The following is a 12,837-nucleotide window of genomic DNA, read 5'->3' on the forward strand; positions in this document are numbered from 1 at the left end:
TCGTTCATGGCGAGAATTCACGTTGAATTGCAGCAACGTTGGTCTGATATGGATGCATATCAGCACGTCAACAACGTTGCCTACGCGAGGTACTTTGAAGAGGCTCGAATAAAGCTTTTCTTCATGGGGGACACCCGTGAAGATACCGGCCTCGAAAAGCTCTTTCGCGATGACAGCCCGGGCGGCATGAAAATGGTGGTTGCGAGTCAGACCATCGATTTTCTCGAGCCGATCGTGTATTCGTCGGAGCCTTTGAGCATCGAGCTGTGGCTCGGTCGTTTGGGTGGTGCAAGTCTCGACATCTATGGCGAGCTCTTTACCCACGGCCCCGAGAAGCGTGTTGCAGCGAGGTGCGTTACGACCGCTGTTGTGGTCGATGGCACGACGATGCGGCCGAAGCGGTTGACCGAAGAAGCCCGTGAAGCGGCTTCGAAGTGGACCGACGAGCCGCTGAAGCTCGGGAGACGCTAGCGATAGAAAAGGGGGCTGTGCGGCAACGAATGTCTGCCGCACAGCCCCCTTTCGCGTACCAAAGGGTTACTCCTCGGGGAGCCTCACCGCGGTCTCCTGCGAAACGCTCGCGACGAGTTCGCCGCTCATGTTAAAGAAGCGCCCGTGCGAGAGGCCTCGGCCCGACTGCGCCGTTGGCGAGGTGATCTCGTAGAGCAGCCACTCGTCAACCCTAAAGGGGCGGTGAAACCACATCGCGTGGTCGAGACTCGCGCCCTTCATGCCTGGCGTGGCCCAGGGAATGCCGTGTTTGCGCATGACCGGCTCCATGAGCAGGTAGTCACTCGCGAAGGCTAATGCGGCACACTGAAAGCTGTGCGGGCCAGGCATGTCGTTGCGTGACCGGAGCCAAACGTGTTGCGTTGACCGGTTCTCAGGGACATTGAGCACGATGTCACCCTCGACGTGTCGAAAATCGAAGGGGCGATTGAGTATCCAGCTCGCTTGCCGGTCGAGCGTCAGGTGACCATATCGATCCCAAATGCTCGGGATGCTCTCTGGCTCGGGAAACTGGGTGATGTCGATGCTGTCTTGGTGCTCGACGCCTGCACTGTCGTCTTGAAACGACGAGATCATCGACATGAGCACCTCGCCATTTTGGTAGGCCTGCGTGCGGCGGGTCGAATACGTACGCCCGTCGTGCAGACGAGCGACCTCAAAGGTCATGCGTTTCTCGCTGTCGCCCGGCCTCACGAAATAGCCGTGCATCGAGTGAATCTTGCGCCCCTCTGGCAGCGTCTCGCTGGCTGCGGCGATGGCCTGGCCCAGCACCTGCCCTCCAAATGCGCGACCGTGGGGCGTGGGGAGAGCGGGGCCGGTGAAAACGTCGTACCGTGTGCGTGCGTCTAGGTCGATGACCGCGAGCATGTCGCCGAGATTGGGAACTCCAGCAAGCATCTTGCCTCCTTCAGTGCTGACAATGGTCACTATTCTATGCGTTCTGGCTGACGCCCGCGCTTGCGGGCCGCACGCGGCGAGCCGCGCTGGTCAGCATGGGAGGGCGTCGCTTATGGGCATTCCTCAAGCCGCTCGGGGTAGCGTGTGCGTGTGAACGAAGTTTTTCTAGAAGACGAGCATGCGGTGAGCGACCTTGTGCAACTCATGCAGCGTCTTGATCGTGTTGGCGGATCAGAAGTGCGTCTGAGGGCAGAGAACGGCTCTCTCGCCTTGTTCGGGAGTACCCAAGCGCCGGCCCATTTGGGTGATGCGACGCAGTTGGTGCTGGTGCACCGTGCGGTTGGCCTTGGGGCCCCGCTCGCAGAAGCCGTTGACACCGTGGTCGAGACCCGCGCGGTGCTTGACCGGCTTGCTCGCATTGACGAGGCGCCATGGGCTCTGCCGATTCCTCCGGTGAACCTCGCCGTTGCTTGGGCTGGCATGCTTCCGCCGCGTTCTGGGTGGCAGCAAGAGGCAACGCTTGAGGCTGGCCCGCTCCACGACATCGCCATTCAAGGGGCCGACCGGGTTGCCCAGATGTTGCCAGAGAACCCGGGTCAGCTGCTCGTCGATAAAGCGCGGGCAGCGGTCTGGTCGTTGGAAATTGCGCCGGGTATTCCTGCCGCGGCCGCACTCGCTCTCGACTCGATGGGATTTTTGCGCGATCAGAAACTCGTGCTCGTTTCGAGAAGCCGCACGTGGCTGCGTCTCACGACCGAATACGGTGACGTATTTGTGCGCGATCAGATCGGAATGCTGTGAGGCTTTCAGGCTGCAGTATCAGTCAGGTAAGATAGAGAGTTGGAACAAGGAGAACACTATGTCGAACGGTATTATCGAACCCCCCATCGACGAGCTGCTCAAGCACGTTGACTCAAAGTACGCACTCGTGACGTTTGCCGCGCAGCGTGCACGCCAGATCAATAGCTACTACACCGATCTGCACGACGGAAACCTCTTCGACAACGTGGGCCCTCTCGTTGACTCGTCGGTTGATGACAAGCCCCTCTCGATTGCTCTTCATGAGATCGTCGAGGGCAAGCTGCAGATGACGCAGATTGACGAGGAGTAACCTCGCTTAAACACTGACCCCAGAGTTCAGCCTCGAATGTCAGTGGCGCCAGCTATCTTTGTGAGAGAGCTGGCGTTCTTTTATTGCTTAGTAACGCACGAACCTTCAGACGGAGCACACCATGGCACTGCGACTTTTTACCTCAGAATCGGTCACCGAGGGGCACCCCGACAAAATCTGTGACCGCATCTCAGACTCGATCCTCGATGCGATGCTGTGTGATGACCCTGCATCTCGCGTTGCGGTTGAAACGCTTGCGACGACGGGCCTCGTGCACGTTGCTGGTGAAGCTCGCACACAGAGCTATGTTGCCGTCGCAGACGTTGTGCGCGAGGTGCTCAACGAGATCGGGTTTGTCTCGAGCGAGATGGGGTTTGACGGGAACTCGTGCGGTGTTTCAGTGTCTATCGGGCAGCAGTCGCCCGATATCGCAGCGGGTGTTGATACCTCACTCGAAGCACGCCAAAACCGAGGGGTTGACGAGCTCGACCAGCTTGGGGCGGGCGATCAGGGCATCATGTTCGGCTACGCCTGTGACGAGACCCCCGAGCTGCAGCCGCTTCCGAGCTGGCTTTCACACCGCCTTGCCGAGCAGCTCACCGCGGTGCGCAAGAACGGCACGCTCGCGTACCTTCGCCCTGACGGGAAAACACAGGTCACGGTGGGCTACGAGGGTGAGACCCCGGTATCGGTTGAAACGGTTGTTGTTTCAACGCAGCATGCTCCCGGCGTGACCCAAGAGCAGATTCACGAAGACATCGAGCGGGAGGTCATTCGCCCGGTTCTTCAGTCGGTTCCTCAGCTCACTTCAGACGGTGCGCAGTTGCTCATTAACCCTGCGGGACCTTTCGTCGTTGGCGGGCCTATGGGCGATGCCGGGCTGACCGGACGCAAAATTATTATTGACACCTATGGTGGTGCCGCCCGTCACGGCGGTGGCGCCTTCAGCGGTAAAGACCCCTCGAAGGTTGACCGTTCAGGTGCCTACGCGATGCGCTGGGTCGCAAAGCACTGTGTTCGCGCGGGCCTTGCACGCCGCATCGAAGTGCAGGTTGCATACGCGATCGGTCGGGCAGAGCCTGTTGGCATTTATGTCGAGGCATTCGGTACCGAGACCGTTCCACTCGAGACGATTGAGCGAGCTATTCGCGAGGTCTTTGATCTGCGACCCGCTGCCATTATTCGTGACCTTGACCTCTTGCGGCCAATCTATGCGTTGACCTCTGCTTACGGCCACTTCGGTCGTGAGTTGCCAGAATTTACATGGGAGCAGACGCCTCGCGTCGACGAGCTGCGTCTCGCAGCAGGCCTCGAATAAGGGCGAGTACGGTGGAGCGTCAGGTGCATACCCCAGCAACACCGAGGGTTGCGCGTGTGCTCCTGGACTCCGGGCTTCCGCAGCTCGACCACCTTTTTGACTATGAGGTTCCCGAGCCACTGAGGCAAGAGATACGGGTGGGGCAGCGCGTTAAGGTGCCTCTTCGATCGCGGCAACGTGACAGTCTTGGGTTCGTTATCGAACTTGTCGAAGAATCAGCGTTTCAGGGCGAGCTGGCGCAACTCTCGCAGATCGTCTCTCCGGTGCCCATGCTCACGTCAGAGGTATGGCATTTGGTGCGGGCTGTTGCCGACAGAGCTGGCGGTAGCGCGGCCGACCTTATTCGGCTAGGGGTACCAAACCGTCACGTTCGAGCCGAAAAAGCCTACTTTGCCTCGAAAGAGAGTGAGCTTTCGGGCGAAAGCGAAAGCGGGCAGCCGCTCGAGAGCGCTGACTCGGCTTCGGTGAGCGAGGGCGACGGTGGCTTCGCGGCAGACCCCGTACATATCGCCAATACCGAGGCGGTGAACGCGGCCGAACAGCTGTGTGGTGGAGCACGTCTCGCTCTGACCGTCTCTGGCGCGCCCGTGCGACTCGAAACCGGAGAGTGGGTGAGCGCATGGGCTTATCACTTTGCCTCAATTGCGCTTGCAACGGTCGCCTCTGGACGAAGCGCCATCATCGCAGTGCCCGATTACCGTGACCTTGATCAACTGGATGACACGCTCAAAGCACTGGGAGCGCAAGAGGTCATTCGGCTCGACGCCCGCCGCCCTGCGGCTGAGCGATACACGAGCTTTCTCAACGCGCTAGAAGCACGCCCGAGGTTGCTCATCGGCAACCGCTCTGCGCTCTACGCTCCAGCCCATGAGCTGGGGGCTATGCTGCTCTGGAACGACGGCGATCCGCTCTTTGAAGAACCGCTTGCTCCGTACGTGCACGTGAGAGATGCTGCGCTCGTTCGGGCGCAGCAGAGCGGGGCAGGGCTGCTCCTGGGGTCGCACGTTATGAGTGCAGAGGCGCAGCGATTCGTTGACATGGGCTACTTCGCTGAAGGTGCCACGGGTGCACGGCGGCAAAAGATCATGCACTCGGGCTCGCTCACCGCCGACGAACGGGTCATTGGCCGTATACCGGAATTCGCAACGAAGAAGCTTCGCGAGGGGCTGCTCGAGGGCCCGGTGCTCGTGCAGGTTGCGGCTCCTGGCTACGCGCCGGTCATGGTGTGTGCCGAGTGCCACGATATGGCGCGGTGTTCACACTGTCGAGGCCCGCTGGGGCAATCGGCTGGCGGTACCGTTTCGTGTCGCTGGTGTGGTTCGAGCGCACGTGGAATCTCTTGTGAAACATGCCGCGGCACTCGATTTGAGATACGTGGCGCTGGTTCTGAGCGCACCGCAGAGCAGTTTGCGCAAATGTTTCCCGAGACGATGATCGTCGTGAGCGACGGGAATCATCAGCGAAGCCGAGTCGATGCTCGGCCACAGGTTGTGGTAGCGACGAGAGGTGCTGAGCCCATCGCAGCAGGCGGCTACCGCGCAGTCGTGTTGCTCGATGTCGACCGAATCGTGAGCGCTCCCTCGCTGAAAGCGGGCGAAGACGCGCTGCGCTGGTGGCACGGGGCAGCTTCGCTCGCGAAAGAAGAGGCTCCGATCGTGATTACCGGCGGTGCAGGGCCCATGGTGCGTGCATTCGTGACGGGGCGTGAACATGACTGGCTGCGCAGTGAGCTCCGTGACCGCAAGCAGCTACGCTTTCCGCCGATGGTTCGCATTGCAACCGTGACGGGTGCTCGCGAGCTGGTGCAAGAAGCTCTTGACGCGGTCTCGGGGGTTCAAAACCTTGACGTGCTGGGACCAACACCGGCTCCAGACTCAACCGTACGAGCCATCGTACGTTTCGGGTACTCGCATGGGGCTGAGGTCGCCGCGAAACTTCGTGCGGTTCTCGTCTCGCAAGCCGCTTCTTCGGCAGCGAAAGCATATGCGGCACGCAAAAAAGGCGCAAAACGTGGGGCTCCAGCAGGTGCCCTGCGACTACGATTTGACGACGCGCAGGCGTTTGACGAACAAGGAGACGAACTCGAATGAGGGTAGTGTTTGCAGGAACGCCGGAGGTCGCGACCTCGGCTCTCAATCAACTCGTGGCCTCGCGCCATGAGGTTGTAGGGGTGATCACGCGAGAAGATGCCCCGCTTGGAAGAAAACGCGTGCTTACCCCGTCGCCCGTGGCAACGCTCGCCGACGAGCACGGAATTCCTGTGGTCAAAGCGAACCGACTGGGCGAAGAGGTCACTGAGTGGGTTCGTGATCTCAACGCCGACCTGGGCGTCGTGGTTGCCTACGGCGGTCTCCTGAAGCCAGCGTTGCTTGAAACGCCACGCCTCGGGTGGGTGAACCTGCACTTCTCATCGTTACCACGCTGGCGCGGTGCGGCGCCCGTACAACGCGCGCTCATGAACGGTGAGCAAGAGCTTGGGCTGAGTGTGTTTCGGCTTGTTGAGGCGCTTGATGCTGGCGACATAGTTGCCAACGCGACGGCGCGGTTTGAACCTGGCACCACGGCAGGCGCTGCGCTTGAAGCACTCGCGGTCGAGGGCGGTCCGCTTATTTTGCAGGCGCTTGATGCGCTTGAAATCAACCCTGAGGTGGGAACGGAGCAGGTGGGAGAGGCGAACTATGCGCACAAGCTTGAGCGCAGCGATGGCAAACTCGATCCAGCCGAACCCATGGAGACCTTCATGGCTCACTGGGCAGGTGTGACCCCCGAGCCAGGAGCCTTTGTGCTTGCCGATGGCGAGCCGGTGAAGCTTCACGAGATTCGAGCGGGAGAAACCGAAGAGCCGCTCTCTGCGGGTACCGCACGCATCGTCGGTAAACGAGCCTTGCTCGGTACAGCCTCCGGCCCGGTAGAGCTCGTGCGTGTGCAGCCAGCAGGCAAGGGCGCAATGGACGGTGCGGCTTGGCTGCGTGGTCGCGGCGGCGAGCAGGTGATCTCATGAGCGGGGCACAGCATCGCAAGAAGCCCCACTGCTCGCCGGCACGGTTTGTCGCTTACGAGGTGCTGCGAGACGTTGCCGATCGTGACGCCTACGCCAACCTTGCGCTGCAAGCCCGCATCCGTGAAGCGCGGCTGAATGACCAAGACGCGGCCTTCGCGACAGAGCTCACCTCTGGAACGCTGCGCTTTGCAGGGAAGTACGATGCCATCATCGAACTCGCAACGGGCAGGAAGATCTCGGCGATCGACCCCGCGGTGCACACCGTCTTACAGCTTGGCGTGCACCAACTCGTCACGCTCGAAACCCCAAAACACGCCGCGATTCACGAACAGGTTGAACTCGCGAAGGGAGTCGCCGGAATGCGCACCTCCGGCTTCGTCAACGGGGTACTTCGCACGGTTTCTCGCACGAGTCCCGAAGACTGGGAAGCCCGTATTGTCGAGGGCATCGATAATGATCGAGACCGGCTCGCGACGCTGCATTCACACCCGAGGTGGATCGTCGACGCGCTCGCTGATGCGCTTGACGCCGAAGGCCGTGGCAGCGAACTCGAGGCGACCCTTATCGCCAATAACGAGCCGCCGAGAGTGCAGCTTGCGATTCTCGAGGGTGAGATGACCCCTGAGCTTGCAGGAGAAACACTGATCGCGACGGGTGCTTCACCCCTTGCGTATGAGCTCAGCTCAGGTAACCCAGCTCAGGTTATTGCAGCGCTCACCGGTGCCGGCGTTACCGCCAAGGTGCAAGACCAGGGCTCACAGCTCGCAGCCCTGACCCTAACCGAGGCGGCACCAGTGCGCGATGGTGAAGCCTGGCTTGATCTCTGCGCTTGGGCCCGGCGGCAAAACCGCGGTGCTTGCGGCTGCCGCGAGGCAGCACGGGGCGACCGTTCGTGCGAACGAAGTGACCCCTCACCGTGCAGAGCTGGTGCGTTCGTCAGTGAAAGACTTTACCGACGTCGTGACTATCGTTTCGCACGATGGGCGCTCGGAAGAGGCCTACGACGCAATCGAGTACGACCGCATTCTTGTTGATGCTCCGTGCAGCGGGCTGGGGGCGTTACGCCGCAGGCCAGAAGCACGGTGGCGTAAGAAACCGTCTGACATTGAACCGCTGCACACCCTTCAGCGCGAACTGTTGTCGGCTGCAACCGCACACCTGGCGCCCGGTGGCTTCCTGGCATATGTGACGTGCTCACCGCACCTGCACGAAACACGGGACGTTATTGAAAAGCACCTGCGCGAACACGAAGAGCTTGAACTCTGCGAAAGCACGGTTCGAGTGAACGATGCGGGCGACCACCCGACTGCCGTGCAACTGTGGCCGCACCGCGATAACGCTGACGCAATGTTTATTGCCCTCATGCGCAAGAAAGACGCGCGCGGGGCAGAGACCACCGAGAAGCCTTAGGATACATAGTTGTGAAGAGCCCCCGCATTAACCCCAGCATTCTCTCTGCCGACTTCGTCAACCTCCAGGCAGAACTCGAGGCGATTGCTAGCGCAGACCTCGTGCACGTCGACGTGATGGACAACCATTTCGTGCCAAATCTCACCATGGGGCCGCCCATTGTTGAGCGCATCCAGGCGGTTTCACCCGTGCCCCTCGACATGCACCTCATGATCGCCGACGCTGATCGCTGGGCGCCAGGGTATGCAGAACTCGGCGCCTATTCAGTGACCTTTCACGCAGAGGCAACGAACGATCCAGTCGCCCTTGCCCGAAAGATTCGCGACATTGGCGCCCGTGCCGGCATCGCGCTCAAACCAGGTACCGACGTTGCGCCATACCTCGAGCTGCTGCCGGAGTTCGATCAGCTGCTCGTTATGACCGTCGAGCCGGGTTTTGGTGGTCAGGCGTTCATGCCCGACATGATGCCCAAACTGCAGCAGGCCTCAGAGGCGAAAAAAGCGCACGGGCTCGACATCTGGCTTCAGGTTGACGGAGGAATTACGGTCGATACCATCGGCATGGCCGCCGAGGCAGGCGCAGACACCTTCGTTGCTGGTTCGGCCGTGTACGGCGGGGTTCCAGAGCAGCGCATCGCTGAGCTGCGAGCAGCAGCAAACGCACATGTGCACACCAAAGCCTAAGAATCGCGGTACGATGGTGAACGTGAAAACCTTTGACACACTCTTTGTCGAGCTGACTGAGAAAGCACGTACGCGCCCAGAGGGCAGCGGAACGGTGAAGCAGCTCGATGCCGGAGTACACGCAATCGGCAAAAAAATTGTCGAAGAGGCAGCCGAGGTATGGATGGCTGCAGAGTACGAGAGCGACGAAGCGCTCGCTGAAGAGATCAGCCAGCTGCTGTACCACCTTCAGGTGATGATGGTCGCGAAGGGTCTGACGCTCGACGATGTCCATCGACATCTGTGATCGAACGCACTCAAACCTTCTCTGTTACCTCACTCTGAAAGGCCCCCATGCTTCGCGTAGCGATTCCAAATAAGGGTTCACTCTCTGAAATTGCAGCACAAATGCTTGCAGAAGCCGGCTACAACGGCCGTCGCGACTCACGAACACTCGTTTCAGCCGACGAACGAAACGGCGTTGAATTCTTCTACCTCCGTCCAAGGGACATTGCGACCTATGTGGCATCGGGTGCGCTCGATGTGGGCATCACCGGCCGTGACCTGCTGAGGGATTCAGGAGCCGGAGCCTACGAAATCGCCGAACTGCAGTTCGCAGATTCGACGTTCCGCTTTGCCGCTCCCGCAGACAGCATCACCGACCTCGCGCAGCTCGAAGGCAAGCGCGTGGCAACGAGCTACCCGAAGCTTGTCGACGATTTCCTGCTTGAGCGCGGCATTCACGCGGTCACCGTCAAACTTGACGGAGCCGTCGAATCAGCGGTGCGCTTGGGTGTTGCTGACGCGGTCGCCGACGTGGTTTCGACCGGGGCAACCCTGAGGGCCGCAGGCCTCTCAATCTTTGGCCCGGTGATTCTCGAGTCAACCGCACTCTTGATCGGTGGCCCGAATGAACACAATGGCGCCGTCGATCGACTACTGCGCAGGCTGCAGGGCGTGCTCGTGGCGCGTAACTACGTGATCATGGATTACGACCTGCCCGCCGAGAAGCTCGAAGAAGCAACGGCAATTGCCTCAGGGTTTGAATCGCCCACGGTTCAGCCGCTCTTTGATGAAGAGTGGGTCGCCGTTCGCGTCATGGTACCGGCCAACGAAGCTGCCGACATCATGGACGAATTGCAGGCCATCGGGGCGAAAGCCATTCTCGTAACCGCGATTCACGCTGCGAGGATTTGACACTACACACTCATTCCGAAGGGAGCTGAAATGGCAGCCGTGCACGTAATTCCATGTCTGGACGTTAACGGGGGGAGGGTTGTCAAGGGTGTGAACTTTGTCGACCTCCAAGATAAGGGCGACCCCGTTGAATTCGCGAGGCGCTATGTCGCCCAGGGCGCAGACGAACTCGTCTTTCTTGATATCTCGGCCACGGTCGAAGAACGCGGCACCACGGTCGACATGGTGCGCCGCGTCGCGGCAGAGATTCCGATTCCGTTCTCGGTCGGTGGTGGCGTTCGCTCGGTCGACGACGCGAAGAAACTGCTTGAAGCGGGTGCAACGAAGGTCGGCGTCAACAGCGCCGCGATCCAACGTCCTGAACTCGTAACCGAGCTCTCAGAAGCCATCGGGCCTGACGCGCTCGTGCTTGCGATCGACGTCAAAGTCGATAAGGCGCAGGACTCGGGCTACACCGTGCTCACACACGGCGGTAAGACCTCAGCAAACGTTGACGCGGTTGCCTGGGCCGAAGAGGTTGCCTCGCGTGGTGCGGGGTCGATTCTTCTGACCTCGCTCACCGCCGATGGAACCCTCGACGGTTATGACCTTGACATCACTGCCCAGATCGCAGCCGCCGTGCAGGTGCCCGTGATCGCCTCGGGTGGAGCCGGCAAGCTCGAAGACTTTGCTCCCGCGGTGCAGGCAGGCGCGGCACACGTGCTCGCGGCCTCCGTGTTTCACGATGGCACCCTCACGGTTCAGGCCGTCAAGGAGACGCTCGCCGCAGCAGGGTGCGAGGTAACCAAATGACGCTGTTTCGCGACGAGGTGTCAGAGGAAGAGATCACTCCGTATCTTGACCGCATCACCTTCACCGATGACGGCCTCGTGCCCGCGATCATTCAGGACGATGAGTCGCTCGACGTACTCATGCTCGCGTGGATGAACCGTGAGGCGCTCAGACGCACCTTGACCGAGGGGCGCGTGACCTTCTGGTCGCGCTCACGCTCTGAGTACTGGCGCAAGGGCGATACTTCCGGGCATAGGCAGTACGTGCGTTCAGTGTCGTTTGACTGCGACCAAGATACGATGCTCATCAGAGTTATTCAACAGGGCGCCGCTTGCCATACCGGCACCCGAACCTGCTTCATCGACGGCTATGTTCCTGCTGTCGTCACCGAAATCACCGACGAGTAAGCGACCCGATGACCCTCACGACAACCCGTGCCGCCTTTGACCAGGCGGCAGCAACGAACCCGATCGTTTCTGTGTGCCGTGAGGTATTCGCAGACTCTGATACTCCGGCGAGCATTTACCGAAAGGTCGCGGCATCGCGACCCGGAACCTTCCTGCTCGAATCGGCAGAGCAGGGCGGGGTATGGACCCGCTTTTCGTTCGTTGGCGCCGGCTCTTTCGGTGTCCTGAGTGAGCGAGACGGGCGCGCCTACTGGGCAGCGAGCCCTGAATCGGCGATGACTGAAGAGCGACTCTTGCCAGGGGGCGTCGTCTCGCTTGAGCCACTTGAGGCGGTGCAGGCCGCCTACGAGCGTTGGAAGGCCGATCAGGTTGACGGGCTGCCGCCGCTGACAAGCGGGTTCGTGGGGTACATCGGGTGGGACACGATCCGCCAAATTGAGACGACGTTGCCAGACCCAGGCTTTGGCCCGGCCGCGGTTCCCGTGCAGGGGCTGAGCTTCGTCTCTGAACTTATCGTGATCGATCACCGCGAGGGCTCGGTCATTCTCATCGCCAATGTTTTGACCGACGAAGAGGGAGTGCCGCTCGACAACGCATGGGACGATGCGCAGGCCCGCCTCGACGGGCTGCAACGTTCACTCGCCGCGAGTGCGGCGGCGCCGGTCGCGACGCTCAACCGCGAGGCGGTGACCGAGGCGAAGCGGGTCACGCCGCAGGCCGAGTACCTCAGGCTCGCTCAACTCACCATTGACCGCATTCGTGAGGGCGAGGCCGGCCAGGTCGTAGTCTCGCAGCGGTTCGACAGCGAGTGCACGGCCGATCCGCTCGACGTATACCGCGTGCTGCGACACCTCAACCCGAGCCCTTACCTGTACCTGCTCTCGTATGAGGGGCACGATGGTGAGCCGTTCTCGGTCGTCGGTTCGAGCCCTGAAGCTCTGATCACGGTCAACGGTGGCCGGGTGATCACGCACCCGATTGGCGGATCGAAGCCGCGCGGAACCGACGCGAGTCACGACCTGCAGCTCGAGAAAGAACTGCTCGCCGACAAGAAAGAGCGCACCGAGCACGAGATGCTCGTTGACCTGTCAAAGCGTGACCTCTCGACCTTCTGCGTGCCCGAGAGTGTGCACGTGAGCGACCTCATGCGCATCGAGCGCTACAGCCACGTCATGCACATCGTTTCGACAGTTGAGGGTGAGCTTCGACCCGAGGAATCGCCGGTGTCGGCGCTCCGGGCAACGTTCCCGGCGGGCACGCTGTCAGGAGATCCGAAGCCGAAAGCACTCGCGATCATCGATGAGCTCGAAACGGCAAGCCGGGGAGTATACGGCGGGGTTGTCGGGTACTTCGGGCTCGGGGGCGATGCCGACCTCGCGATAGCGATTCGAACGGCCACGATCCGCTCGGGTATTGCGACGGTTCAAGCGGGTGGGGGCATCGTTGCCGACTCGGTTCCCGCCTCGGAAGACGAGGAATGCCGCAACAAGGCGGCCGCGCCGCTGCGTGCAGTCGCAATCGCAAACACACTCGTTGAGGAGAAGTAACGTAGG

Annotated in this window: 14 protein-coding genes and 1 pseudogene; 14 read left to right on the forward strand and 1 reads right to left on the reverse strand. The window is 60.9% G+C overall.

The window, feature by feature from the left end; translation table 11 throughout:
- The first annotated feature begins 6 nt into the window (after positions 1-6).
- Positions 7-471, forward strand: a complete 465-nt coding sequence (locus JSO19_RS12160) for an acyl-CoA thioesterase (protein ID WP_270911924.1) — start codon at positions 7-9, stop codon at positions 469-471.
- Positions 472-537: 66 nt separating this feature from the next.
- On the opposite strand, the gene JSO19_RS12165 is transcribed toward JSO19_RS12160, so the two are convergent.
- Positions 538-1,407 (reverse strand): acyl-CoA thioesterase, encoded by an 870-nt coding sequence (locus JSO19_RS12165; RefSeq protein WP_270911925.1) that lies wholly within the window; start codon positions 1,405-1,407, stop codon positions 538-540.
- 150 nt (positions 1,408-1,557) lie between these two features.
- On the opposite strand from JSO19_RS12165, the gene JSO19_RS12170 reads away from it, so the two are divergent.
- The 13 genes and pseudogenes from JSO19_RS12170 to JSO19_RS12225 all read left to right on the forward strand — a co-directional run bounded on the left by JSO19_RS12170 (position 1,558) and on the right by JSO19_RS12225 (position 12,831).
- Positions 1,558-2,208: a hypothetical protein gene (locus JSO19_RS12170; protein WP_270911926.1), complete on the forward strand. Its 651-nt coding sequence runs from the start codon at positions 1,558-1,560 to the stop codon at positions 2,206-2,208.
- 58 nt (positions 2,209-2,266) lie between these two features.
- Positions 2,267-2,518, forward strand: coding sequence for a DNA-directed RNA polymerase subunit omega (gene rpoZ, locus JSO19_RS12175; protein ID WP_217132596.1), 252 nt, complete (start codon positions 2,267-2,269; stop codon positions 2,516-2,518).
- 121 nt (positions 2,519-2,639) lie between these two features.
- On the forward strand, positions 2,640-3,836 hold the full coding sequence (metK, locus tag JSO19_RS12180; RefSeq protein WP_270911927.1) for a methionine adenosyltransferase: 1,197 nt from the start codon (positions 2,640-2,642) through the stop codon (positions 3,834-3,836).
- A 23-nt stretch (positions 3,837-3,859) separates the two neighbouring features.
- Entirely contained in the window at positions 3,860-5,926 is a 2,067-nt protein-coding gene (locus tag JSO19_RS12185) for a hypothetical protein (protein WP_270911928.1), read from the forward strand.
- Complete coding sequence (locus JSO19_RS12190) at positions 5,923-6,837, forward strand: methionyl-tRNA formyltransferase (protein ID WP_270911929.1); 915 nt, start codon at positions 5,923-5,925, stop codon at positions 6,835-6,837. Before JSO19_RS12185 ends, JSO19_RS12190 begins: the two co-directional genes overlap by 4 nt.
- A pseudogene (locus JSO19_RS13080) lies at positions 6,834-7,184 on the forward strand (transcription antitermination protein NusB); the annotation flags it as partial. The gene JSO19_RS12190 and the pseudogene JSO19_RS13080, both read left to right, overlap by 4 nt.
- Positions 7,185-7,638: 454 nt before the next feature.
- Positions 7,639-8,247 carry a hypothetical protein gene (locus JSO19_RS13085; protein ID WP_333735217.1) on the forward strand — a complete coding sequence of 203 codons (609 nt, stop codon included), beginning with the start codon at positions 7,639-7,641 and terminating at the stop codon, positions 8,245-8,247.
- Positions 8,248-8,258: 11 nt separating this feature from the next.
- Positions 8,259-8,930 (forward strand): ribulose-phosphate 3-epimerase, encoded by a 672-nt coding sequence (gene rpe, locus JSO19_RS12200; protein WP_270911930.1) that lies wholly within the window; start codon positions 8,259-8,261, stop codon positions 8,928-8,930.
- Positions 8,931-8,952: 22 nt separating this feature from the next.
- Positions 8,953-9,216, forward strand: a complete 264-nt coding sequence (locus JSO19_RS12205) for a phosphoribosyl-ATP diphosphatase (RefSeq protein WP_217132588.1) — start codon at positions 8,953-8,955, stop codon at positions 9,214-9,216.
- Positions 9,217-9,263: 47 nt separating this feature from the next.
- On the forward strand, positions 9,264-10,106 hold the full coding sequence (gene hisG, locus JSO19_RS12210; protein WP_270911931.1) for an ATP phosphoribosyltransferase: 843 nt from the start codon (positions 9,264-9,266) through the stop codon (positions 10,104-10,106).
- Between the two features lie 30 nt (positions 10,107-10,136).
- Positions 10,137-10,898, forward strand: a complete 762-nt coding sequence (gene hisF / locus JSO19_RS12215; RefSeq protein WP_270911932.1) for an imidazole glycerol phosphate synthase subunit HisF — start codon at positions 10,137-10,139, stop codon at positions 10,896-10,898.
- Positions 10,895-11,284 carry a phosphoribosyl-AMP cyclohydrolase gene (gene hisI, locus JSO19_RS12220; protein WP_217132585.1) on the forward strand — a complete coding sequence of 130 codons (390 nt, stop codon included), beginning with the start codon at positions 10,895-10,897 and terminating at the stop codon, positions 11,282-11,284. The genes hisF and hisI overlap by 4 nt, the downstream gene beginning before the upstream one ends.
- Before the next feature lie 8 nt (positions 11,285-11,292).
- Positions 11,293-12,831: a chorismate-binding protein gene (locus JSO19_RS12225; protein ID WP_270911933.1), complete on the forward strand. Its 1,539-nt coding sequence runs from the start codon at positions 11,293-11,295 to the stop codon at positions 12,829-12,831.
- Positions 12,832-12,837 lie beyond the last annotated feature (6 nt).

This window comes from Leucobacter sp. UCMA 4100 (genome assembly GCF_027853335.1).
In the GTDB taxonomy this organism is placed as follows: domain Bacteria; phylum Actinomycetota; class Actinomycetes; order Actinomycetales; family Microbacteriaceae; genus Leucobacter_A.